This is a genomic window from Pseudomonas sp. W2Jun17, from assembly GCF_023127795.1.
Lineage (GTDB): Bacteria > Pseudomonadota > Gammaproteobacteria > Pseudomonadales > Pseudomonadaceae > Aquipseudomonas > Aquipseudomonas synxantha_A.
The window spans coordinates 1-24757 of record NZ_SPKO01000036.1 but is presented as its reverse complement, the minus strand read 5'-3'; the positions used below and the strand labels follow the sequence as shown (position 1 = coordinate 24757).

General features: G+C 58.7%; 17 protein-coding genes, 4 tRNA genes and 1 riboswitch. Of the genes, 16 read left to right on the top strand and 5 right to left on the bottom strand.

Annotation, left to right across the window (positions count from 1 at the left end):
• Nucleotides 1–3: 3 nt before the first annotated feature.
• A complete protein-coding gene (locus E4O98_RS22885; protein WP_248136324.1) occupies nt 4–5889 on the bottom strand; it encodes a DUF6543 domain-containing protein in 5886 nt (1961 codons plus the stop codon).
• Between the two features lie 294 nt (nt 5890–6183).
• On the opposite strand from E4O98_RS22885, the gene E4O98_RS22880 reads away from it, so the two are divergent.
• The 7 genes from E4O98_RS22880 to astE all read left to right on the top strand — a co-directional run bounded on the left by E4O98_RS22880 (nt 6184) and on the right by astE (nt 13927).
• Entirely contained in the window at nt 6184–7404 is a 1221-nt protein-coding gene (locus tag E4O98_RS22880; protein ID WP_032879829.1) for an aspartate aminotransferase family protein, read from the top strand.
• A 128-nt stretch (nt 7405–7532) separates the two neighbouring features.
• A complete protein-coding gene (gene aruF / locus E4O98_RS22875) occupies nt 7533–8552 on the top strand; it encodes an arginine/ornithine succinyltransferase subunit alpha (protein WP_005790628.1) in 1020 nt (339 codons plus the stop codon).
• A 51-nt stretch (nt 8553–8603) separates the two neighbouring features.
• Complete coding sequence (astA, locus tag E4O98_RS22870; protein ID WP_005790626.1) at nt 8604–9629, top strand: arginine N-succinyltransferase; 1026 nt, start codon at nt 8604–8606, stop codon at nt 9627–9629.
• Entirely contained in the window at nt 9629–11095 is a 1467-nt protein-coding gene (gene astD, locus E4O98_RS22865; protein ID WP_248136322.1) for a succinylglutamate-semialdehyde dehydrogenase, read from the top strand. Before astA ends, astD begins: the two co-directional genes overlap by 1 nt.
• Before the next feature lie 155 nt (nt 11096–11250).
• Nucleotides 11251–12597: an N-succinylarginine dihydrolase gene (gene astB / locus E4O98_RS22860; RefSeq protein ID WP_248136320.1), complete on the top strand. Its 1347-nt coding sequence runs from the start codon at nt 11251–11253 to the stop codon at nt 12595–12597.
• Between the two features lie 26 nt (nt 12598–12623).
• Entirely contained in the window at nt 12624–12911 is a 288-nt protein-coding gene (locus tag E4O98_RS22855; protein ID WP_003175651.1) for a hypothetical protein, read from the top strand.
• Nucleotides 12912–12922: 11 nt separating this feature from the next.
• Complete coding sequence (gene astE, locus E4O98_RS22850) at nt 12923–13927, top strand: succinylglutamate desuccinylase (RefSeq protein WP_248136319.1); 1005 nt, start codon at nt 12923–12925, stop codon at nt 13925–13927.
• Between the two features lie 147 nt (nt 13928–14074).
• Here astE and E4O98_RS22845 read toward each other — a convergent pair whose 3' ends face one another.
• On the bottom strand, nt 14075–14584 hold the full coding sequence (locus E4O98_RS22845; protein WP_078822112.1) for a 6,7-dimethyl-8-ribityllumazine synthase: 510 nt from the start codon (nt 14582–14584) through the stop codon (nt 14075–14077).
• 113 nt (nt 14585–14697) lie between these two features.
• Nucleotides 14698–14867, bottom strand: a riboswitch (FMN riboswitch).
• A 190-nt stretch (nt 14868–15057) separates the two neighbouring features.
• Here E4O98_RS22845 and ltaE point away from each other — a divergent pair.
• The 8 genes from ltaE to mgtE all read left to right on the top strand — a co-directional run bounded on the left by ltaE (nt 15058) and on the right by mgtE (nt 22807).
• Nucleotides 15058–16062: a low-specificity L-threonine aldolase gene (gene ltaE, locus E4O98_RS22840; protein ID WP_223017824.1), complete on the top strand. Its 1005-nt coding sequence runs from the start codon at nt 15058–15060 to the stop codon at nt 16060–16062.
• A gap of 146 nt (nt 16063–16208) precedes the next feature.
• Complete coding sequence (gene alaS / locus E4O98_RS22835; protein ID WP_248136318.1) at nt 16209–18827, top strand: alanine--tRNA ligase; 2619 nt, start codon at nt 16209–16211, stop codon at nt 18825–18827.
• 95 nt (nt 18828–18922) lie between these two features.
• Nucleotides 18923–20164 (top strand): aspartate kinase, encoded by a 1242-nt coding sequence (locus E4O98_RS22830; protein WP_005790609.1) that lies wholly within the window; start codon nt 18923–18925, stop codon nt 20162–20164.
• A gap of 175 nt (nt 20165–20339) precedes the next feature.
• Nucleotides 20340–20528, top strand: a complete 189-nt coding sequence (csrA, locus tag E4O98_RS22825) for a carbon storage regulator CsrA (protein WP_003175645.1) — start codon at nt 20340–20342, stop codon at nt 20526–20528.
• A 62-nt stretch (nt 20529–20590) separates the two neighbouring features.
• Nucleotides 20591–20681, top strand: a tRNA-Ser gene (locus tag E4O98_RS22820).
• Nucleotides 20682–20789: 108 nt separating this feature from the next.
• Nucleotides 20790–20866, top strand: a tRNA-Arg gene (locus E4O98_RS22815).
• Between the two features lie 72 nt (nt 20867–20938).
• Nucleotides 20939–21015, top strand: a tRNA-Arg gene (locus E4O98_RS22810).
• Nucleotides 21016–21364: 349 nt separating this feature from the next.
• A complete protein-coding gene (mgtE, locus tag E4O98_RS22805) occupies nt 21365–22807 on the top strand; it encodes a magnesium transporter (RefSeq protein ID WP_005790606.1) in 1443 nt (480 codons plus the stop codon).
• Nucleotides 22808–22907: 100 nt separating this feature from the next.
• Here the strand turns inward: mgtE and E4O98_RS22800 are convergent, their stop codons facing one another.
• The 3 genes from E4O98_RS22800 to E4O98_RS22790 all read right to left on the bottom strand — a co-directional run bounded on the left by E4O98_RS22800 (nt 22908) and on the right by E4O98_RS22790 (nt 24028).
• Nucleotides 22908–23234 carry an Arc family DNA-binding protein gene (locus E4O98_RS22800; protein WP_003193592.1) on the bottom strand — a complete coding sequence of 109 codons (327 nt, stop codon included), beginning with the start codon at nt 23232–23234 and terminating at the stop codon, nt 22908–22910.
• Nucleotides 23235–23609: 375 nt separating this feature from the next.
• Nucleotides 23610–23789, bottom strand: coding sequence for a PA3371 family protein (locus E4O98_RS22795; protein WP_248136317.1), 180 nt, complete (start codon nt 23787–23789; stop codon nt 23610–23612).
• 11 nt (nt 23790–23800) lie between these two features.
• The gene (locus E4O98_RS22790; protein WP_078822109.1) at nt 23801–24028 is read right to left on the bottom strand and encodes a hypothetical protein; all 228 of its coding nucleotides are present in this window, start codon (nt 24026–24028) and stop codon (nt 23801–23803) included.
• Nucleotides 24029–24351: 323 nt separating this feature from the next.
• Between E4O98_RS22790 and E4O98_RS22785 the strand changes: the two genes are divergently transcribed.
• Nucleotides 24352–24428 (top strand) — tRNA-Arg (locus E4O98_RS22785).
• Nucleotides 24429–24757 lie beyond the last annotated feature (329 nt).

The following is a 24757-nucleotide window of genomic DNA, read 5'->3' as shown; positions in this document are numbered from 1 at the left end:
CAGTTAGTCTTCTTCTGGTACTGGCAGAGCTGCCACCAGCGGTGTGCCTTGGGAGTCCACGGTGGCGGCCGCGACCTGGAAGTCTACACCTGTGCGTTGGTAGTACTGACGCAAGCGCTCCATGCTTTGCGCCGACAGTGGGTTGCCGCTCAAGTCGCTGTCGCCATTGAAGGTTGCTGACGTCTCCAGCAAGTCCTGCGGTATCTCCCGGATCGCGTTATTGCTCAGGTCCAGCGTTTGCAGTTGATCCAGGCCAAATACGCCCTCTGGAACTTCGCTCAGTGCCGCGTTGCTCAGATACAGCGCAACCAGTTGGTTCAGCGAGCCGACGTCAGGGGCGTGACCCAGGGGGTTGTTGCTCAAATTAACAAACTCAAGTTCGGTCAACCCCGTCAGCACGCCTCGGGTTTCGGGTGTCAGCCGGATTACGCATTCCGTTATATCCAATGTGGACAGTTTGGGCATGTGCTGGATCGCCTCAGGCAGGGTGCCCAGGGAGCACTTGCTCAGTTTGAGGGTTTGCAAATGGCTGAAGCTGCGCAACGTACCGTCGACACCAGTCGTGGTGCCGTTGCCGTCCAGTTGGAACGAGGTCACGTGGTCGAAGTTGGCGTTCAATTCCGGCAAGTCGCCCAACACTGGTGTGTCGAGTAAGACCTGGTGGGTCAGCTCATCGTCCAGGCTTTCTTCATCCTCGGGGGCTTCTCGTCGCCACGCCTGCTCCAGCAGTGTCTTGAAGTTGCGCCGCCTCAGTTGGTCCTGAGCGCGGGTTTGTTCGTCAATAGGCACATCCAGGATAGGGTGCCGATCCGGTACAGCCTGCACCCACACCTGCAGGTCGTTGTTCAGTCGCTCGTATTCAGCTTCCAGGCGCGTCAACGTCGGTTCGATTGCCGCCATGTCGCCGGGCAGGCGGAAGATGAAACGGTCTGCCTCGTTATCCAGAAACGAGGGGTATAGCCGCTGCGTGCGCATGCGTTGTGATTCGGATGCCTGGGCGGCGAAACTCTCCCCGGTGCGCTGGCAGTAGCGTTTGATCGACTCCAGGGTTTGGGGTGTCAAGGGGTTTGCGGAAAGGACCAGGCCACTGGTGGTTGAGGCCGGCATGGAAAAAAGTGCCTCGGGCAGTTGCTCAATGGCGTTTTTGCTCAAGTTGACCGACTGGCGTGGCGGGCCGCCCAGCAGGCTAGGGGGTACCTGTGTCAATCCGGTGTCTTTCAGCGAGATTGTGCTCAGATTGGGCAGGTGACTGAAATCCGGAGTACGGCCCAGCGGGTTGTGGTCCAGGTATAAATATTCGAGGCTGGTCATGCCTTGCAACCCCGCTACGCTGGTAGGGCTGAGTTCTATTGAGCAGCGTGGCAGCCCCAGAATGGATAGTGCCTGCCGGTTGAGCACTTGGGCAGGGATGTCGCCGAGCCTCACGTTGTTGATGTCCAGGATACTTAGGGCCGGGAAGCTGTCGATAAAGGCGGTCGACCCCATCGGGCTACCATTGCCTTTGATGGTCAGTGAGCCAACATGCTTGAAGTGCGCGCTCAGCGTGGGCAGCTCGCCTGCGAGCGTCGCGGGGATTTCCAGCAAATGGACGAATTGAGTGTCCTGGGGTGTTTCCCTGCGCCAGCTTTGCTCAAGTAATGTGCTGAGCTCGCTTCGCCGGGTGGCTTCCGATGGCTGCAACTGCGGCTGTTGCGTCCAGTGGTTGAGCTCGGACTTTAGCGTATCCAATTCACCGGCCAACCTTGCCAGCTCGCGCCTACCCGCTTCCAGGTCGCCTGGGAGGCTGTAGATAAACTGGTTGATCTGGTCGGTGTCCAGTGAGGGATACAGCATTTTTGCGTCGCGCACATCCACTGCCGGAGCATCGGCCTCCCAGTAGGTGCCATGCTGCTGGTAATAGGCTTTAACGCGCTCGAGGGTGGCCGATGACAGTGGGTTGTCAGATAGGTCGAAGGCAGCGCTGGTATGTGACGGAAGATCGAACAGTGCTTCCGGTAATTCTCCGATCTGGTTGCCGCTGAGAAAGGCTGCGCTAAGGTCGTTGCGGGTGAGCAAACCGGGAGGGAGGCGATCGATGCCGGTTTCGGACAGGTCCAGTGTGTTCAGCTCGATCATCGCTTCCACAGTGGGCACCCGACCCAAGGGGTTTTTATGCAGGTCCAGGGTTTGCAATTGGGTCATCGAGGCGAGCTGGGTTTGGCTGTGCGGCGTCAGGGTAATTGCGCAGTCGCTCAGGCTCAATGTGTTCAAGCTGCGCATCTGAAGTACGGCTGGGGGCAGGTTGCCCAAGGGAATACTGTCAACGGTCAAGTGACGCAATCGGGGAAAGTTGCCCAGGAACGCGGCGGCTCCTTGCGTGTGGTTGCTGCCTGACAGCGTCAGCATTGATACGTGATCGAAGTTGGCGGACAGTCGCGGCAGTTCGCCACGAATAGGGTAACGCAGGTTCAGTCGGTAGCCGTCGCGCGCCGGGTCTTCGAAGTAGTCATCGAGGGGTAACTCCCTGCGCCAGCAGCGTTTGAGTTCGCGGGCAATGAGTCTGCGATTGCGTTGCTCGTACAGACGCTGGTGTGCGCTGAGTAGGGCGCCGTTTCCGGGGGGCCGAAGCGGAATGTCGCGTTGCCAGGCATTCAGGTCATGTTCCAGTTGGTTGTATTCGATGCGCAGCGCCTCAAGGCCCGCGAGTGCACCGCCAGGCTGTGAGTGCAAGTGGTTCACCAGGGTAGTCAATTGGCGTTCGCGTAGTCTGGGGTACAGGTCGTGCGCGCGTTGAAGCAAGTTCACAGGTCTTAACGGCGCCGGCGCCTGGGCACGATAGCCGTTGTCGCTGCCCAGCAGGCGCAGGGCTTCAGTGACACTTTCCGGCTTGCTATCAGGGGTGAGTAGTGTGCGCAGTTCACTGCGTGGCAGCGGCGCTTGCCGCAGGCGCTGCTTGAGTTGTGCGCCGTCGTGGATGCCAAGGCCGAGCTGGTCACGCTGCTTATCGGGTAGGGCACTTAAAACGGCTGAGTACAGGTCGGTCTCGCTGGAGAGGGCACCCTGTTCATTGTGGGGCTGGTAGCGGCCGGCTTCAGTACGCACCAACGTGCGTTGGATCGGGGCGTCATCTGGACCGATCCGCAGCCAGCTCGGTCCGGTTTGCGAGTGGTGACGAGCCTCTAGCTGTACCTCGCCAGACCAGCCTGGCAGTGTGCGCAGGGAGTTCAGTGCCAGGCGATCAGTGTCCAGGGAGGGCGGCGTATTCAAGTGCTGACCCTCATAGGCACGGTTGATCCGTACTTCATTCAACGCGGTGCGTGCCAGTTCGGCCAGGCGCGGGGGCGTGTTTCGTTCATGCAGTGCTTCAAGTTCTGCACCGCTGGCCTCGCTCACAAGTGTTTTCGCAACGCTTATAGGCAGTTCAGGCGTGGTGGTGAGCAATTGCTGGGTAAGCGGTTCGGTGGTGGCTTGCAACGTCGCATAACGCGAGTCGAACAACGCGCTGCGCTGGCTATCGGCAATGTCCGCCAGCTTATGGCGTAGCAGATGGGCGCGGCGATCCAGGCTGAGTTCGGGATCGCTGGCGCGCTCACCGAACGGCGCACGGATTTCTTCGCTGCTCATCCCACGCAGGACGGTTTTCAGCAAGTCGCCGTTCTCCAGTTGGGCCTCAAATACCTGAATCACTGGCATGCGCTCATCACCGAACTCCCAGGCTGTTTGCCCCTTGTCGTTGACGATGCGCAAGGCTTTGGTGGGCGGCCACGAGCCGTGGGTGGTCAACACTTGCAAGGTATCTTGTGGGTCAATCAGGTGGTACACCGCCGGGTCGTCGCTGCGTAGCTGATCGATCAGCCGCTGGATGCTGCGGTCGATGCGCAGACGACTCAAGGTATCGTCCAGTAGCGGCGATAGAGGCTCGCTGTTGACGTGCATTTTGCGCACGACACCCTCATCCACGCCGCTGATGTGCAAGCCCAGTTCCCGGTCCGCTTCGCTTAAATCCTGCACGCTGTGCCCCAGTCTGCGCAGCAACGTGTGCTTGTCCCACTGCAAGGGCTGCTCGAGTTCGGTGTGCCACGCGCCGGCGCCGTTGTGTCGCACAATCGGGCGATAGGCGTCAGGGCGGCTGGGGTGTTTGATGTAGTAAAAATCACTGTCCGGATTTTCTTCCACGGTGTACAGCTTGTTTTCCAGTGGCAGGATTGTTTCCTTGCGTACCTCGTGCAGGCCCAGCTCGTTGATACCCAGGCGCGTTGGCAACGATGATGGGTACTCATAGGGCGCCAGGTCCGGTTTCCAGTAGCGTTTGGCGCCGTTGGCCAGGCTCACCGGTTTGAAGCTGTCAATGTACGCGAGGACGTTTTCGGGCAGTACTTTACGCAGTTCGGTCGGGCCAATTTGGGTGCCCGCAGCGAAAGCACCCATCTGCACCAGGGATTCCAGCACGCTCATCAGATGACCGAAGGCTTCCTTGCCCAGGCCTTCGGCCCAGTCGATCACCCCTTCGAACACGTCATCGAGCAGTTGATAAGCCATGTAGCCCAGCATCAATTCGCCCAGGCCCGGCACGAAGGGGGCGACCACCATCAGTGCGGCGTTGAGGATAGAGGAAGCCACATCGACGAAAGAGTCCCAAAGCCGCCAGCGCGCCTCACGATCGACGCTGGCGGTGGAGACGGCCAGTGTGCGGGCGTCGTTGAGAATCTTGTCGAGTTTGCGACGGTACAGATGCAACCAGGGGTCGCCCCAGACAGGCTGCGCATCAAACTGTAGCTTGGGGTCTTCGATGGGGGTGCTGCGCCAGGGCGATTGGCCGCTGCCCCTGACCGGCGGGTGCCAGGTGATGCGTGCCAGGCGCTGGCTCAAGCCGGAAAAAAACACCCCGCGTTGGGCGTGGGGTACAAAGCGGCTGAAGAAGGTCTGGTAATCGCGGTCGCGCAGTTGCCGGGTCAGTTCCTGTTTGAATGCCAAAGGCGAGGCGTATTCCTTGAGCGGGTGCTGCGGATCATCTGGAACGTATGCCACCAGGCGTTGCGGCGAGCGCGGTCTCTCAAGGTCGGGAGAGAACAGTTGAATGCCGGTCAGCGCAATGTCCATCATGCGCAGCTCCTGACAGCGCAACGGTTGGCCGTTGAGCCTGAGGTTGGGCGTGCCAGCTACCAGCCCTTCGATCAAGTCAGCATAGTCGTCGCTGATATCGTCCTTGATACGTGCCAGTTGCACGGCTGCATGCAGGGCGGCTTTCTGGCTGGCGTCGACCTTCAGGCGCAATACCGCAGCGGCAACCGGGTTGGACATGCCCAGCTCATCGTTGAGGTAGCGGGCGTAGCGGGCACCCATGTCCAGGTCACGGCACAGGCTGGCGAATGCCTGGATCGATAGCACACGTTTGATCTGCGGCAAAGTGTCGAATTGCCCGCTGGCCGAAGGCTGCGTGATAAAGGTCGAGGCCGGCTCGTAGGCGTCGGCCAGGGTTTCCTTGAGCTCAAAGTTATGCAGGGCGGCGTCGAGCAGCGAAACCGTCCAGGTGCGCGCTGCACCGGAGCGTATCGGGAACCAGGGGGTACGATCAGGGATATACAGGCGTAAATAGGTTGTCTCGACGTTCAGGTCCAGGCCGTAATCGGCTTTCAATGCCTGTTCGAGGATCGGCTTGGCGAACGCCTTGGCGTCCTGCAGGTGCTGCAATGCCCGATCTACGCTGTTCTGTGCCTCCCAGTGGGCACCGGTCAGTCGCGCGAGCGCGGCGCGTTGTTCGGCACTGCCCGGCAGCTGTTGTGGCTGGGTGGCGGCAAGTGCCTGGCGTTTGTCGGCGCAGGCATTGCCGAGCCAGGAGGGCAGGGTGTCGGTCAACAATTGATAGTGGCTGTCGGGCAGGCGGGTATCGGAATAATCGAGGTTCGTCATGGAGCGGGTCCGTGCAAGTCATGAAGCCCGCAGTAAACCAGCCGGTTGCAGAGGGGGGACTTTAGATAGTTAGGGGGCGCAACCCTTTCACTGGATAACCCTGACGCAAACCTGGCGCAGCGTTTAAACTGCGCCATTGCGACGCTATTTGTCGCATTGGCGTAAACCCGCTAAAAACGCGGGTTGGCGCTATAAGAAGTTGTCGCTTGGCGGCAAGGCCCTACTGAAAACTGTCCTTACAATCCCTGCATCGCCCGCCAGTTCCAGGCAGGCGTTCCTCTTCAGGAGACTCCGATGTCCGTTGAGCAAGCCCCGGTGCAACGTGCCGATTTCGACCAAGTAATGGTGCCTAACTATGCACCTGCCGCCTTTATCCCTGTGCGTGGCCAAGGTTCGCGCGTGTGGGATCAAGCAGGTCGTGAGCTGATCGACTTTGCCGGCGGCATCGCGGTCAACGTGTTGGGCCACGCCCACCCGGCGCTGGTCGGTGCACTGACCGAACAGGCCAACAAGTTGTGGCATGTGTCCAACGTCTTTACTAACGAGCCGGCGCTGCGCCTGGCCCACAAGCTGATCGACGCCACCTTTGCCGATCGCGTGTTCTTCTGCAACTCCGGCGCCGAGGCCAATGAGGCTGCGTTCAAGCTGGCCCGTCGTGTGGCCTTTGACCGTTTCGGCAGCGAGAAATACGAGATCATCGCCGCACTGAACAGCTTCCACGGGCGTACCCTGTTCACCGTCAACGTCGGCGGCCAGTCCAAGTACTCCGATGGTTTCGGGCCTAAAATCACCGGCATCACCCACGTTCCTTATAACGACCTGGCTGCGCTGAAAGCCGCTGTGTCGGGCAAGACCTGCGCCGTGGTGCTGGAACCGATCCAGGGTGAAGGCGGCGTACTGCCGGCTGAACTGGCTTACCTGCAAGGTGCCCGCGAACTGTGCGACGCGAACGACGCGCTGCTGGTGTTCGACGAAGTGCAAACCGGCATGGGCCGCAGCGGCCACCTGTTTGCCTACCAGCATTACGGTGTGACGCCGGACATCCTTACCAGCGCCAAGAGCCTGGGCGGCGGTTTCCCGATTGCGGCGATGCTTACCCGTGAAGACCTGGCCAAGCACCTGGTGGTCGGCACCCACGGCACCACCTACGGCGGCAACCCGCTGGCGTGCGCAGTGGCCGAAGCGGTGATCGACGTGATCAACACGCCAGAAGTATTGGCCGGCGTTAACGCCAAGCATGACTTGTTCAAGGCGCGCCTGGAGCAGATCGGCACGCAATACGGCATCTTCACCGAGGTGCGTGGCATGGGCCTGCTGATCGGTTGCGTGCTCAGCGATGCCTTCAAAGGCAAGGCCAAGGACGTGTTCAACGCGGCCGAAAAAGAGAATCTGATGATCCTGCAAGCTGGTCCGGACGTGGTGCGTTTTGCGCCGAGCCTGGTGGTGGAAGAGGCGGATATCAACGAAGGGCTGGATCGTTTTGAGCGTGCTGTGAAGACGTTGACCCAAGCCTGATACAAATCTATCTGCCGGACCGGATCAAATGTGGGAGGGGGTTTGCCCCCTCCCACATTAGGAACAGTGTTGTTCCTGACCTGTCCGGTATTTTTTTCTATGAGTTTTTCGAGTTAAGGAGTAACACCATGCTGGTGATGCGCCCCGCGCAAATGGCTGATCTGGGCGAGGTACAGCGTCTGGCTGCAGACAGCCCGATTGGTGTTACGTCCTTGCCAGACGATGTGGAACGCCTGAGCGACAAAATCGCCGCCAGCGAAGCTTCTTTCGCGGCCGAGGTAAGCTTCAACGGTGAAGAGAGCTATTTCTTCGTGCTTGAAGACACCGATACCGGCAAGCTCGCCGGTTGCTCGGCCATCGTTGCTTCAGCCGGCTACTCCGAGCCGTTCTACAGTTTCCGTAACGAAACCTTCGTGCACGCCTCCCGAGAGCTGAAGATCCATAACAAGATCCACGTGCTTTCCCAGTGCCATGACCTGACCGGTAACAGCCTGCTCACCAGTTTCTACGTGGTGCCGGAATTGGTCGGATCGCCCTGGTCGGAACTCAACTCCCGTGGCCGCCTGTTGTTCGTTGCCAGCCACCCCGAGCGCTTTGCCGATTCGGTGGTAACCGAGATTGTCGGCTACAGCGACGAAAACGGTGATTCGCCGTTCTGGGACGCCATCGGTCGCAACTTCTTCGACCTCAACTATGCCGCCGCCGAGCGCCTGTGCGGGCTGAAAAGTCGCACCTTCCTCGCCGAGTTGATGCCGCATTACCCGATCTACGTGCCGCTGTTGCCGGACGAGGCCCAGGAAGCCATGGGCCAGGTGCACCCGCGTGCGCAGATCACCTTCGATATCCTGATGCGCGAAGGTTTCGAGACCGATCACTACATCGACATCTTCGACGGTGGCCCGACGCTGCATGCACGGGTTTCGGGTATTCGCTCGATCGCCCAGAGCCGCGTGGTACCGGTGAAGATCGGCGAGATGGTCAAGGGCGTCGGTCGCCAGTACCTGGTGAGTAACGCGCAGTTGCAGGATTACCGCGCGGTGATGCTGGAGCTGGACTATGCGCCTGGTAAGCCAGTAACCCTGGACCTGGCGGCCGCCGAAGCCCTGGGCGTTGGCGAAGGCGCGAGCGTGCGTTTGGTTGCGGTATAAAAACAGAGTTTCGCGGGTGGCTGACAACAGCGGCCCGTTCGAGGAGATAGCATGATCGTTCGTCCCGTACGCAGCAGCGATTTACCGGCCCTGATTGATCTGGCGCGCAGCACCGGCACCGGCCTCACCACTTTGCCGGCCAACGAAGAGCGCCTGACCCACCGGGTTGGCTGGGCGGAAAAAACCTTTCGCGGCGAAGCCGGGCGCGGCGATGCCGACTACCTGTTCGTGCTGGAAAACGATGAAGGCCGCGTGGTCGGCATTTCTGCCATTGCCGGTGCCGTGGGCCTGCGTGAGCCCTGGTACAACTTCCGGGTCGGGCTGACCGTCAGCGCCTCCCAGGAGCTGAATATCTACCGCGAGATTCCGACGCTGTTTCTGGCCAACGACCTCACCGGCAATTCCGAATTGTGCTCGTTGTTTTTGCATGCCGATTATCGCAACGGTCTTAACGGCCGCATGTTGGCCAAGGCGCGCATGTTGTTTATCGCGGAGTTCCCGCAATTGTTCGGCAACAAGATCATTGCCGAGATGCGCGGCGTATCCAACGACGCCGGGCGTTCGCCGTTCTGGGAAAGCCTGGGTCGACACTTCTTCAAAATGGAGTTCAGCCAGGCCGACTACCTTACCGGTGTGGGCAACAAGGCGTTTATCGCCGAGCTGATGCCGAAGTTTCCGCTGTACAGCTGCTTCCTGTCCGAGGATGCGCGCAACGTGATCGGCAAGGTCCATCCGGACACCGAGCCGGCCCTGAGTATGCTCAAGAGCGAAGGGTTCAGCTATCAGGGCTATGTCGATATCTTCGATGCAGGCCCAGCGGTAGAGTGTGAAACCAGCAAAATCCGTGCGGTGCGCGACAGCCAGTCGCTGGTGTTGGCCATTGGCACGCCGGGGGACGACGCTACGCCGTTCCTGATCCATAACCGCAAGCGCGAGGAGTGCCGTATCACTGCTGCTCCGGCCCGGCTGGCGGCAGGTACCCTGGTGGTCGATCCGCAGACCGCCAAGCGCCTGCAGCTGGTGGTGGGTGATCAAGTGCGTGCCGTACCGTTGTCTGCTGCTCGGGAGTCCAAGTAATGAATTCGCTGTATATCGCAGGTAGCTGGCTGGCTGGCCAGGGTGAGTTGTTCGAATCGCGCAGCCCGGTGACCCAGCAGGTATTGTGGGCCGGCAACGGCGCCACCGCCGAGCAGGTCGAGTCCGCCGTGCAGGCGGCACGCCAGGCATTCCCCGCGTGGGCTCGTCTGCCGTTGGAAGAACGCATCAGCGTGCTGGAAGCCTTTGCCAGCACCCTGAAAAGCCGTGCCGATGAAATTGCCCGCTGCATTGGTGAGGAAACCGGTAAACCCTTGTGGGAATCGGCTACCGAAGTCACCAGCATGGCCAACAAGATCGCCATTTCGGTGCAGAGTTATCGTGAGCGCACTGGCGAAAAGAGCGGCCCATTGGGTGACGCCACCGCGGTATTGCGTCACAAGCCTCACGGCGTGGTGGCGGTGTTCGGCCCGTACAACTTCCCCGGGCATTTGCCCAACGGCCATATCGTCCCGGCTTTGCTGGCGGGTAATACCGTGCTGTTCAAACCCAGCGAGCTGACCCCGAAAGTTGCCGAGCTGACTGTGCAATGCTGGATCGAAGCCGGGCTGCCGGCGGGTGTGTTGAACCTGCTGCAAGGCGCGCGGGAAACCGGCATCGCCCTGGCCGCCAACCCCGGCATAGACGGCTTGTTCTTCACCGGCTCCAGCCGCACCGGCAATCATCTGCATCAGCAGTTTTCGGGGCGCCCGGACAAAATCCTCGCTCTGGAAATGGGCGGCAACAACACGCTGGTCGTGGATGAAGTGGCCGATGTGGATGCGGCGGTCTACACCATCATCCAGTCTGCGTTTATCTCGGCTGGTCAGCGTTGCACCTGCGCCCGTCGCTTGTTGGTGCCGGAAGGCGCCTGGGGCGATGCATTGCTGGCGCGGTTGGTGGCGGTGAGCGCAACGATTGAAGTCGGTGCGTTCGACCAGCAACCACCGCCGTTCATGGGCTCGGTAATCTCCCTTGGCGCGGCGAAAGCCTTGATGGACGCCCAGGAATTGATGTTGGCCAATGGCGCCGTAGCGCTGCTGGAAATGACCCAGCCACAGGATCAGGCCGCATTGCTGACCCCAGGCATCATCGACGTGACCGGCGTAACCGAGCGCGAAGACGAAGAACTGTTCGGCCCGCTGTTGCAGGTGATTCGCTACGCGGATTTCGCCGAGGCAATCGCAGAGGCCAACAACACCCAATACGGCCTGGCCGCTGGCCTGTTGTCGGATAGCGAAGCGCGTTACCAGCAGTTCTGGCTGGAAAGCCGTGCCGGTATCGTCAACTGGAACAAGCAGTTGACCGGCGCCGCCAGTACCGCACCGTTTGGCGGGGTAGGGGCCTCGGGTAACCATCGGGCCAGTGCGTATTACGCGGCCGATTATTGTGCGTATCCGGTGGCGTCGCTGGAAACGCCGAGTCTGGTGGTGCCAGCCACGTTGACCCCTGGCATTACACTGATCTGAATGTGGGAGGGGGCTTGCTCCCGATGGCGGTGTGTCAGTCACCTAATTAGTCAACTGACACCCTGCTATCGGGAGCAAGCGCCCTCCCACATTTGAACTGTGGTGTATTCAGTAATTTGATGCCTATAAAAACAGATGTTCGTGGAGCCTCGCCGATGAAATCCTGTGAAGTCAATTTTGACGGTCTAGTGGGGCCGACCCATAACTACGGCGGTTTGTCTTTCGGCAACGTCGCATCCCAAAGCAACAGCCAGCAACATTCCAACCCCAAGGAAGCGGCGTTGCAGGGCCTGCAGAAAATGAAAGCCCTGATGGACATGGGCTTTGTGCAAGGTGTGTTGGCGCCCCAGGAACGCCCGGATGTGGCTGCTTTGCGCAGCCTGGGTTTCAGCGGAACCGACGCCCAGGTAATTCAGCAAGCGGCCAAGCAGGCCATGCCGTTGCTGGTAGCGAGCTGCTCGGCTTCCAGCATGTGGGTAGCCAACGCGGCCACTGTCAGCCCGAGCGCTGATACCGCAGACGGTCGCGTGCATTTCACTGCCGCCAACCTCAACTGCAAGTACCATCGCAGCATCGAACACCCCACCACCAGCCGCGTGCTGGGCGCGATGTTCGCCGATGCAAAGCACTTTGCCCACCACGCCGCCTTGCCGGCGGTGGCGCAGTTCGGTGATGAGGGCGCGGCCAACCACACGCGCTTTTGCCGTGAGTACGGTGAGGCGGGTGTTGAGTTCTTCGTGTTTGGCCGCAGTGCCTTCGACAGCCGTTATCCGGCCCCGCAGAAGTACCCGGCGCGCCAGACCCTTGAAGCGTCCCAGGCAGTCGCGCGCCTGCACGGCTTGAAGGATGACGGCGTGGTCTACGCCCAGCAGAACCCGGCGGTGATCGATGCCGGCGTGTTCCACAACGATGTAATCGCGGTGGGCAACGGCGAGATGCTGTTCTACCACGAGGACGCATTCCTCAACACCGAACAGATGCTCGCCGAGCTGCAAGCCAAGTTGGGCAAGCTGGGCGGCAACTTCCAATCCGTCTGCGTACCCCGTGCCCAGGTCAGTGTCGAGGACGCGGTGCGTTCCTACCTGTTCAACAGCCAGTTGCTGACCCGCCCTGACGGTTCGATGCTGCTGATTGTGCCGGAAGAGTGCCGCAGCAATGAGCGTGTGTGGCACTACCTGCAGGGCCTGACCAGCTCCGGTGGGCTGATCCGCGAAGTCAAAGTGTTCGACCTCAAGCAAAGTATGCAGAACGGCGGCGGCCCGGCGTGCCTGCGTTTGCGCGTCGCCTTGAACGAAACCGAACTGGCGGCGGTGAATCCAGGCGTTATCATGACCGCGCCACTGTACGAAACCCTGACCCAATGGGTTGGCAAGCACTACCGCGACAGCCTGCGCGAAACCGACCTGGCTGACCCGCAGTTGTTGCTTGAGTGCCGGACGGCACTGGATGAACTGACGCAAATCCTTAAACTGGGCTCGGTTTATCCTTTCCAGATCAATTAACGCCATACGGCTGAGATATTTTATTTATGACCGACACCCTGAAGCTGATCCTTGAAGACACCGACGGCACCCAGCTTGAAACTTCCTGCACCCGCGTTGCCGTGGTCTGGCAGGGCAAGGAGATCTGGATCCAGCACGACGGCCGTGGCCAACTTCTGATTGGTGTGGACGTGGAAGAGGGCGACGCCGAGTACGCCAACCTGCTGATGCGTCCCTTGGCGACCAACCTGATGAGCCTGCAACTGGAAATGGAACCGGCCGACGTTGAGGGTGATGACGACGATCACGTCCATGGTCCTGGCTGCAACCACTAAGGAAGCTGCTTATGCTCGCCCTCGGCAAACTGCTTGAACTGACCCTCGCCGGTCGCGAACCGGCGCAAAAAATTCAACTGACTGTCGACGGCGTGCAGATGCGCTGGCTCAGCGAGGGCGCGCTCGAAGTGCGCCCCCCTGAGGCTCGGGACAATGGCAGCGACCTGCTGCTGTCGTCCGGCATCCATGGCAACGAAACCGCGCCGATCGAACTGCTCGACCGCCTGTTGCATGGCATCGCCCGTGGGGAAATCAAACCCCGCTCCCGTATTCTGTTCCTGTTCGGCAACCCCGAGGCCATGCGCCGCGGCGAGCGTTATCTCGAACTGGACATCAACCGGCTGTTCAACGGCCGGCATGAAAGCAACATCGGCCCCGAGGCCATGCGCGCTGCCGAACTCGAGCAACTGGCGCGCAGTTTTTTCAGCCAGCCCGGTCGATCACGCCTGCACTACGACCTGCACACCGCGATTCGTGGCTCTAAGATCGAGCAGTTTGCCCTCTACCCGTGGAAGGAGGGGCGTCAGCATTCGCGCCGTGAACTGGCGCGCCTGAACGCCGGCGGTATGCAAGCGGTATTGCTGCAGAACAAAACCTCGATCACTTTCACTGCGTTTACCTACGAACAGTTGGAAGCCGAAGCCTTCACCCTGGAACTGGGCAAGGCCCGGCCGTTCGGGCAGAACCAGAGCGTGGACGTGTCCCGGCTGGAGGCGCGCCTCAAGCACATCATTGAAGGCGATGAGCCGCCGACAGAAAGCCTGGACGGCCTGCAACTGTTTTCCGTCTCTCGCGAGGTCATCAAGCACAGCGACGCCTTCCTGATGCACCTGCCGGCGGATGTGGAAAACTTTTCGCAATTGGAAAAGGGTTATCTGCTGGCCGAAGACGTGGCCAAGACGCGCTGGGTGATCGAGGAGGAGGGTGCGCGGATCATCTTTCCCAACCCCAAGGTGAAAAATGGTTTGCGGGCGGGGATTCTTATCGTGCCTGCCACGGATGCTGGGTTGGCTTAAATCTTAAGTCCAACTGGATCCAAATGTGGGAGGGGCGGTGCGACGTTTCGACTTGCCCCCGATAGCCGTATACCAGTCAGCCCATCTGCAGCTGACTCACCGCCATCGGGGGCAAGCCCCCTCCCACATGTTGTTTTGCAGTGTTGCTTAGACCGCTACGGCGCGCGGCTCACTACGGCGGATCGCCCGCACCTTGTGCAGGGTATCGGCGCAGGTACGCGCAGCTTCCTGACCCTTGTGCACGAAGTGTTCATAGAAGAACGTGGTGTGCTCGCTGCCGGCGTGGAAGTGATGCGGCGTCAGGGACACCGAGAACACCGGCACTTCAGTTTCCAGTTGAACCTGCATCAAACCGCTGACCACTGACTGGGCCACGAATTCGTGCCGGTAGATGCCACCATCCACCACCAGTGCGGCGGCGACGATGCCGGCATAGCGACCGGTCTTGGCCAGCAACTTGGCGTGCAGGGGCAATTCAAAGGCACCGCCGACTTCAAAGAAGTCGATGTCCGATTCCTGATAGCCCTGGGCGATCATTTCGGCAAGAAAGCCTTTGCGCGATTGGTCGACGATATCCTTGTGCCAGCAGGCCTGGACAAACGCGATGCGCTCGCCGTGATGGTTTTTGCTTTTGCTGTCGATTGCGGTGGGTTGCATGTTCTGACTCCTGTTTAAGAAAAAAACAGGGCGTTATGAATCGAATGGGATTTAAGGGTATGCACAACGGCGTCATGCAAGCATGAGGTCAGTGCGCGGCCCTTAGGTGCCAATCCCGTTCTCTCTTCATCCGGACTATGACCGTCGGCCCCGGGATCACACCGGGTCTGCTGACCTTGTCGCCGTCCTGCCGGAGCAGTTCGAGGCGCCAAGCGCTCGCGGGCTATGCACATTGCGTGCAATTACCGCCGGTGGGGAATTGCACCCCGCCCTGAGAACGTTGCCGCCAGAACCCTGGCGGCGGAGAGTTTTTAACACGGTTTTTCAAAAACTGCACGGTTGCCGTATCGATAAGCTATATCGGTTTGTTTGGTTGGTATTCGATTGAATGCAGTGGGGGCTTGATATTGCGTGGCTTTGCCCGCAGTAATCACACACAAAAGGATTTATCCATTCCGTTAGAGGCCCCCTTCATGACCGTGATTGACCTGCGCAGCGACACCGTGACCCAACCCACCCCCGGTATGCTCGACGCGATGGCCGGCGCCGTCAGCGGTGATGACGTCTATGGCGAAGACCCCAGCGTCAACAAGCTGGAGGCGGAACTGGCCAAGCGTCTGGGCTTCGCCGCCGCGCTGTTCGTGCCCACTGGCACCATGAGCAATTTGCTGGCATTGATGGCCCACTGTGAGCGCGGCGAGGAATATATCGTCGGCCAGCAGGCCCATACCTACAAATACGAAGGCGGCGGGGCGGCCGTGCTGGGTTCGATCCAGCCGCAGCCGCTGGAAGTGCAAGCGGACGGTTCCCTGGACCTTGACCACGTGCTGGCGGCGATCAAGCCTGACGATTTCCACTTTGCCCGCACGCGCTTGCTGGCGCTGGAAAACACCATGCAAGGCAAGGTCCTGCCGATGGAGTACCTGGCCAAGGCGCGTGCGTTTACCCGTGAGCATGGCCTGGCCTTGCACCTGGACGGGGCGCGGATCTACAACGCAGCGGTCAAGCTGGGGGTGGATGCGCGTGACATCGCCAAGCATTTCGATTCGGTGTCGGTGTGCCTGTCCAAGGGCCTTGGTGCACCGGTCGGCTCGGTGCTGTGCGGTTCCACGGCGTTGATCGCCAAGGCCCGGCGCCTGCGCAAGATGGTCGGTGGCGGAATGCGTCAGGCAGGTTCGTTGGCGGCAGCGGGGCTGTATGCCCTGGATCATCAGGTACAGCGCCTGGCCGAGGACCACGCCAACGCGCAGTGGCTGGGTGATGAGCTGCGCAAGGTCGGTTACACGGTGGAGCCGGTGCAGACCAACATGGTCTATGTGCACATTGGCGAGCAGGCGCAGGCGTTGAAAGCCTTTGCCGCAGAGCGCGGGATCAAGTTGAGTGCCGCGCCGCGCCTGCGTATGGTCACGCATCTGGATGTCAGCCGGGCACAGATCGAGCAAGTCGTGCAGACATTCGTCGCATTTTCGCAGAAATGACAGTGCAGACCGTCTAATTGACTGTTTCTATCACATAAACACGCTGTACCACCGGCGAAGGGCCGATATAATGCGGCCCTTTGCCGTCGCTCCGTCTGATGATGTTGCGCACTGGCCTTTGGCCGCAGCCTCCGTGGAAGAACCTAATGAAAAGCGCAGAAATCCGTGAAGCCTTCCTTCGCTTCTTCGAAGAGCAAGGTCACACCCGTGTAGCCTCCAGCTCCTTGATCCCAGGCAATGACCCCACCCTGCTGTTCACTAACGCGGGGATGAACCAGTTCAAGGACTGTTTCCTGGGCCAGGAAAAGCGCGCCTATACTCGCGCCACCAGCAGCCAGAAGTGCGTACGCGCCGGCGGCAAGAACAGCGACCTGGAAAACGTCGGTTACACCGCGCGTCACCACACGTTCTTCGAAATGCTGGGTAACTTCAGTTTCGGCGACTATTTCAAGAAGGATGCGATTACCTTCGCCTGGACCTTCCTGACCGGCGTGCTGAAACTGCCCAAGGAAAAACTCTGGGTTACCGTCTACGCGACGGACGACGAAGCCTATGACATCTGGACCCAGCAAATCGGTGTACCTGCCGAGCGCATGATTCGCATCGGCGACAACAAGGGTGCGCCTTACGCTTCCGATAACTTCTGGACCATGGGCGATACCGGCCCGTGCGGCCCTTGCACCGAGATCTTCTACGATCACGGTGCGGACATCTGGGGTGGCCCACCCGGCTCGCCGGATGAAGACGGTGACCGTTACATCGAAATCTGGAACAACGTGTTCATGCAGTTCAATCGCACCGCCGATGGCGTGTTGCATCCGCTGCCGGCGCCGTCGGTGGACACCGGCATGGGCTTGGAGCGGATCAGTGCGGTCATGCAGCACGTTCATTCCAACTATGAAATCGACCTGTTCACCAACCTGCTGAGCGCTTCGGCTGCGGCCATTGGTTGCACCAATGAAGGCCAGTCGTCGCTCAAAGTGGTATCGGACCACATCCGTTCCTGTGGCTTCCTGATTGCCGATGGTGTGTTGCCGTCCAATGAAGGGCGTGGCTACGTGCTGCGTCGCATCATCCGTCGCGCCTGCCGTCACGGTAACAAGCTGGGTGCCACCGGCAGCTTCTTCTACAAAATCGTGGCTGCACTGGTTGCCGAGATGGGCGATGCCTTCCCGGAACTCAAGCAGCAGCAGAGCAATATCGAGCGCGTACTCAAGGCCGAGGAGGAGCAGTTCTCCAAGACACTGGAGCACGGCCTGAAGATTCTCGAGCAGGACCTGGCTGAGCTCAAAGGCTCTGTGGTACCGGGCGACGTGGTGTTCAAGCTTTACGACACCTACGGTTTCCCGATGGACCTGACCGCCGATATCGCCCGTGAACGCGAGCTGACCATCGATGAAGCCGGGTTTGAGCGTGAGATGGAAGCCCAGCGTGTGCGTGCGCGTTCCGCCAGCTCCTTTGGCCTGGACTACAACACCCTGGTCAAGGTTGACGTGCCCACCGAGTTCATCGGCTACAAGGCTACCGCCGGCTCGGCCAAGATCGTTGCCATCTATAAAGACGGCAAGTCGGTCGATGTATTGAGCGAAGGCGAAGAAGCCGTGGTGGTGCTGGACCAGACCCCGTTCTACGCCGAGTCAGGTGGCCAGATTGGTGATTGTGGTTTCCTCAGCTCGACGTCCGGCCGTTTCGAGGTGCGCGACACCACCAAGACCGGCGGTGCTTTCCTGCATCACGGTGTGTTGGTGCTGGGCAGCCTGACCGTCGGCGCGCCAGTGGATACCCAGGTCGATGCCGACGTACGGCACGCAACTGCGTTGAACCACTCGGCCACTCACTTGCTCCACGCTGCCTTGCGTCAAGTGCTGGGCGAGCATGTTCAGCAAAAGGGCTCGTTGGTCGACAGCCAGCGCCTGCGGTTTGACTTCAGCCACTTTGAAGCAATCAAGCCTGAGCAGATCAAGGCGCTGGAAGATATTGTCAATGCCGAGGTGCGCAAGAACACGCCGGTAGAAACTGAAGAAACTGACATCGAAACCGCCAAGGCCAAGGGCGCCATGGCGTTGTTTGGCGAGAAGTACGGCGACGAAGTTCGCGTGCTGAGCATGGGTGGTAGCTTCTCGGTCGAGCTGTGTGGTGGTATCCACGCTAACCGTACCGGCGATATCGGCCTGCTGAAAATCATCAGCGAAGGTGGTGTGGCGTCCGGTGTGCGTCGTATCGAGGCGGTGACCGGTGCTGCGGCCCTGGCTTACCTCAATGCCGCCGAAGAACAACTCAAGGAAGCGGCCAGCCTGGTCAAGGGCAGCCGTGACAATCTGATCGACAAACTGTCTGCCGTGCTGGAGCGCAACCGTGCGCTGGAGAAACAGCTGGAGCAGTTGCAGGCCAAGGCGGCCAGCGCTGCGGGCGATGATCTGTCGGCCTCGGCGGTTGACGTCAAGGATGTGAAAGTTCTGGCGGCGCGCCTGGACGGTCAGGACGGCAAGGCGTTGTTGGCCTTGGTCGATCAGTTGAAGAACAAGCTCGGCCGCGCAGTGATCCTGCTCGGCAGTGTCCATGAGGATAAGGTCGTTCTGGTTGCCGGTGTAACCAAAGACCTGACTGGCCAACTCAAGGCCGGTGATTTGATGAAGCAAGCCGCTGCGGCAGTGGGCGGCAAGGGCGGTGGTCGTCCGGACATGGCACAAGGCGGTGGTGTAGATGCCGGTGCCCTGGATGCGGGCCTGGCCTTGACCGTGCCGTTTGTCGAGGCAGGTATTTAAGGCACTGTTAATCGGCCCGTGGTCTAGTCACGGGCTTGTTCAGTGCGGGTGGATTGGATATTAGGCGCCCCTTTACGGGCTGAGGCGGCTTGGAAATGGCTTTGATCGTACAGAAATTTGGAGGCACCTCGGTCGGCTCTGTAGAAAGAATCGAGCAGGTCGCCGACAAGGTTAAGAAATTCCGCGATGCCGGCGATGACCTGGTTGTGGTGCTGTCAGCCATGAGCGGCGAGACCAATCGCCTGATCGACCTGGCCAAGGCTATCAGTGGGGATCAACAGCCGTTGCCACGTGAGCTGGATGTGATTGTGTCCACGGGCGAGCAGGTAACCATTGCGCTGTTGGCCATGGCTCTGAACAAGCGTGGCGTGCCGGCGGTGTCCTACACGGGCAGCCAGGTGCGCATTCTCACCGACAGCGCGCACACCAAGGCGCGTATCCTGCAGATTGATGATCAGAAAATTCGTACTGATCTGAAGGCTGGGCGCGTGGTAGTTGTAGCGGGTTTCCAAGGTGTGGACGAGCAAGGCAACATCACCACCCTCGGGCGTGGCGGTTCTGACACCACGGGTGTGGCACTGGCGGCAGCGCTCAAGGCTGACGAATGCCAGATCTATACCGACGTGGATGGCGTCTACACCACTGACCCGCGCGTCGTGCCAGTGGCCCAGCGCCTGGACAAGATCACCTTTGAAGAAATGCTGGAAATGGCCAGCCTTGGTTCCAAGGTGCTGCAGATTCGCGCGGTGGAGTTCGCCGGCAAGTACAACGTTCCGCTGCGCGTATTGCACAGCTTCAAGGAGGGTCCGGGCACCCTCATTACTATTGATGAAGAGGAATCCATGGAACAGCCGATCATTTCCGGCATCGCTTTCAACCGCGATGAAGCCAAGCTGACGATCCGTGGCGTGCCAGACACCCCGGGCGTGGCTTTCAAGATTCTGGGTCCTGTCAGCGATGCGAATGTTGAAGTCGACATGATCGTGCAGAACGTTTCGCACGATAACACCACCGATTTCACCTTCACCGTGCACCGCAACGAATACGATGCGGCATTGAAAATCCTGCAGAACACAGCGAGCGAGATTGGCGCCCGTGAAGTGGTCGGCGATACCAAGATTGCCAAGGTATCGATCGTAGGGGTGGGCATGCGTTCCCATGCCGGCGTTGCCAGCCGTATGTTCGGGGCCCTCGCCAAGGAGGGTATCAACATCCAGATGATTTCCACTTCGGAAATCAAAGTCTCGGTAGTGCTCGAAGAGAAGTACCTGGAACTGGCTGTACGCGCGCTGCATACCGCTTTTGAGCTTGACGCTCCGGCCCGACAGGGCGAGTGATGTGTTGCCAGGAAGGCGCGGTTTACCGCGCCTTTCATTTTTTTGTGGGGCGCATGTTCTTTTGCGTGGGCTCGACAATACTTAGGTGTGTAGGGCTACGGCTTTTGGGTTGTAGGTCGAATGCCTTTTTTTTGCAGACTGTTGTTCCTGAACTGAAATGCGTGAGGAGAAAGGCATGCTGATTCTGACTCGTCGTTGCGCAGAAAGCCTGATTATCGGTGATGGCGAAATCACCGTGACCGTGCTCGGCGTCAAAGGCAATCAAGTGCGTATTGGGGTTAACGCTCCAAAAGAGGTAGCGGTTCACCGCGAGGAAATCTACCTGCGGATCAAGAAAGAGAAGGACGAAGAACCAAGCCTTTAATTTTTATCGTTTTTTATGTTTGCAAACGGGGATGAACGTGGTTAATATACGCCCCGTGTTGCGGAGAGCTGGCCGAGTGGCCGAAGGCGCTCCCCTGCTAAGGGAGTACACCTCAAAAGGGTGTCGGGGGTTCGAATCCCCCGTTCTCCGCCATTATTTGCTTAGTACGTTGCAATCTGGTTTTTTCGGTAAGTTGTTGAAAATACTCGAAAAAATAGCTTTACATAGAGATTGAACGGCCTATAATGCGCGGCAACAAATGCACTCGTAGCTCAGCTGGATAGAGTACTCGGCTACGAACCGAGCGGTCACAGGTTCGAATCCTGTCGAGTGCACCATTTAAGAGTTAGTTGCAGCGATGCAGGTAGCTCGGCTTCAACCAGTTGTGATCTGGTCTAAAAACACAATCTGCACTCGTAGCTCAGCTGGATAGAGTACTCGGCTACGAACCGAGCGGTCACAGGTTCGAATCCTGTCGAGTGCACCATACAAACAAAAAGCCCGCCTAGTGCGGGCTTTTTGCCGTCTGGGGTTTATGTAGGTTTTATCCTGGTGTGGGTCTTTTTATCTTTCCCATGTGTTTCCCCTCTCCTGCGTGTCGTCGCATTTCTATAGGTGCAGCCAATACTGAACATTGGCTCGCAAGCGCTTGTTCTTTCCAGTTTTTTAACGTTTAAAACGGCCGGGCGGTGTATCATGCTCCCGTCAGCCCCGTCGGGGCTTGTGGAATACCTCCATGGACTTACCCAGTAGTGACTCAGTACCCCGTTTTACCAATCATGAATTGACTGATTGATCCTTCCGGCGTGCCCCGCTGCTGGGAGTGGAGTTCGCCTATGACCGAAGTAGAAGTAAAGAAAACACAAGAAAGCCTGCAGGATCGTCTGGCTCAAGTCATCGAGCTGCTGCAGCGCCAGCGCGTGGTCGAAGACCTCACGCACCGCCAGGAAGGTCCGAACCACGACCGCGTTGAAAACCTGGTTCACCGGCAAAACCTCGTCGAGTTACAACGCAAGCTCGATGACCTGCACTCCGCCGACGTTGCCTACATCCTCGAAGCTTTGCCGCTGGATGATCGACTGACCCTTTGGCAGTTGGTCAAGGCCGATCGCGACGGTGACATCCTCCTGGAGGTGTCTGACTCGGTCCGTGAAACGCTGATCGCCGACATGGATGATCATGAGCTCCTGGCCGCCGCCAAGGAGATGGATGCGGACGAACTGGCCGACCTGGCACCTGAGCTGCCCCGGGATGTTGTTCATGAGTTGATGGAGGCGCTCGATACGCAGCAGCGTGAGCGCGTGCGATCGGCGCTGTCCTATGACGAGGACCAGGTCGGTGCGCTGATGGATTTCGAGATGGTCACCATCCGCGAAGACGTCAGTCTGGAAGTGGTACTGCGTTACTTGCGTCGCCTCAAAGAGCTGCCGGGCCATACCGACAAGCTGTTCGTGGTCGACTACGAGGGAATTCTCAAAGGCGTGTTGCCGATCAAGCGCCTGCTGGTAAATGATCCAGAGAAGAAAGTAGCTGACCTGATGGCCAGCGATACCGTCAGCTTCCATCCTGACGAAGATGCCTACGACGCGGCCCAGGCCTTTGAGCGTTACGACTTGATCTCGGCTCCGGTGGTCGACAAGAACGGCAAGTTGATCGGTCGTCTGACCATCGATGAAATCGTTGACTTGATCCGTGAAGAGAGTGAAACCGAAGTCCTCAACATGGCGGGTTTGCGTGAAGAGGAAGACATTTTTGCGTCAGTCTGGCGTTCTCTGCATAACCGCTGGGCCTGGCTGGCGGTTAACCTGATCACGGCATTTATCGCGTCTCGTGTCATCGGGTTGTTTGAAGGTTCAATCGAAAAGCTGGTGGCATTGGCAGCGTTGATGCCGATTGTGGCGGGTATCGGCGGTAACTCCGGTAACCAGACCATCACCATGATCGTGCGGGCCATGGCGCTGGATCAGGTGAGTACGGCCAACTCTTCACGCCTACTGCGCAAGGAGCTGGCTGTGGGCCTTATCAACGGCCTGGTGTGGGGTGGAGTGATTGGTGTGGTGGCCTATCTCCTTTATGGCAGTTGGTCCTTGGGCGTAGTGATGACGGCCGCCATGACCCTCAACCTGCTGCTGGCTGCCTTGATGGGGGTGTTGATCCCTATGACCCTCGCGCGCCTTGGTCGCGATCCCGCCATGGGAGCCAGCGTGATGATTACTGCCATGACTGACAGTGGTGGCTTCTTCATCTTCCTGGGCCTGGCAACGATCTTCCTGCTCTGATCCTTTCTGCGGGGGCATGTCTGCCCCCGCTTTGCTCCCCATCTCCAAAATTCAGGCAAAAAAAAGCCAGCACATGGCTGGCTTCGGCTTTCAGTGTCAATCAATTGGCTTCTGCGGCCGCCTCAACATCGTGAGCGATAAGCGAGACGAGGGCGTTTTGCTGGCGGTGGGAGAGCTGACGAAAACGCTGCAGCAGTTCGCGTTCGTGCAGTGACAGCTCCGGGCTATCCAGGCGCATGCTCAACTCTTCACCCAAGGCACCTTCCTGAATAAGGCTTTGTTCCAGGCGTGCGATGATTTCAGAGTTCATGCTGCGGTGATGATTGCGAGCCACCTCGGCAATGCGTTCCCGCATTCCGTCTGGCAGACGTACGACGAATTTGTCAGCCGTACGGCTGGAATAAATTGCCTGTTTCAATGGGCGCATATATTTAACCGGTTAGTTCAGGGGAGCGGTTTCTGGAATTGGCCGCAAGATGAGTGTTAAGACAAGGCTCACGACCAAAGTTCAACCCGAATTGCAAAGAGGCCGCATCATGCCTCAGATTTGCCATTTCATTGGCGTCAATTCTGTGACAAATATTGAACCGCCTAAAGGCTTTGTGCCAGTACTGAATTGCATTTTTGCGGACTGGTTTGAAAACTTTGGCGCTGATGCAGTGCTAGTCCATCAACGCCCAGGGCTACGGCGCATCTGGGTTGAAGGGCGCAGCGCAATATGGCCTTTTGCCCTCAGTCTTAAGCCTAGTGGCAGTTTGCCGATTTGCTAGGGTGATTCGACATAAGGTAGGGGGGGAGGGGGTTAGCGCAGCAATGGATCGAACTTGATTCGGCGACCGGCGATGAGGGCCAACATCAGTAGGCTACCAAACACGGCGCTGACGATGAAGGCGGTGGCTTGAACTCCAGAGGAGTCAGTAGCGAGGGCCAGAAAGCCTGCCATGAGGGTCAAGCATAGAAAAAGCCAGGCAGGTTTGGACATTGATAGTTATCTCAGAAAACCCAGTGCTCGGATGTAGGTGCTGCTTGTGTTTCTTGGGTCAGGAGAACGGGTGACTGCTCGGTAGCAGTGACTACCGCCAGCTGGGGGCGTTGTTGCAGATGATGGGGAACTGCTTGGCTGGCCAGTGCGGCATCTTGAGTATTGACTGGCTGGAAATGAAATATCACCAGTGCGGCCAGGGCTACGGCATTGAGAGCTAATAGTAGGATGCTATTCATGGTCATGTTCTCCGCGGTGCTTGGTTCGCTTGGTTTATGCAAAGAACATTGCAGATGCCGTGCCAAACTATTTTCCCTTTAAAATCAATTAGTTGATTTGCCTATGTGGTGGTTTCGGGTTGCAGTTTGCAATGATGGCATTTTGAGGTAATGCAATTTGCACGATCACTGCAAGTCCCCGTGTTTACTGGGTGAAGCTATAAAGATATGTGCAAGGATCGCCCTACAAGCAAAATGCCTAAGGACGACATGACAAAAACTACCTCGACCGTTAATATGCACGCCGTCTGTCGCTGGTCTCATCCGCGACGCGCTTGTCATTTGTCCCAGTAGCTCAATTGGATAGAGCATCCCCCTCCTAAGGGGAAGGTTGGCCGTTCGAACCGGCCCTGGGACACCATCTTTATAGACTGAACGCCTGCCATGGCGTTTAGTGCTATCTACAAGACATCCGCTTTTCTCTCTGCTGCATTTCCTTCGATCTGAATCCTGCTATCTGTTGATAGCCTGGCATTTGTTGCAGGTTGTTTTTTGCGTCAGGAGGATCCAGTGCGGGCAATGCGCTGGCTCCCTTCTCTATATATAGAGATTCACAGAGGCTCCAGGCCTGGTGCACGGCAGGTCAAATGGGAGTTTTGAGTTTTTTGATTTAATGGGGTTGACGCACATGCAAATCCCTGTAGAATTCGCCTCCCGCTTCGGAGAGATCTTAAGCGCAAGTGGTTGAAG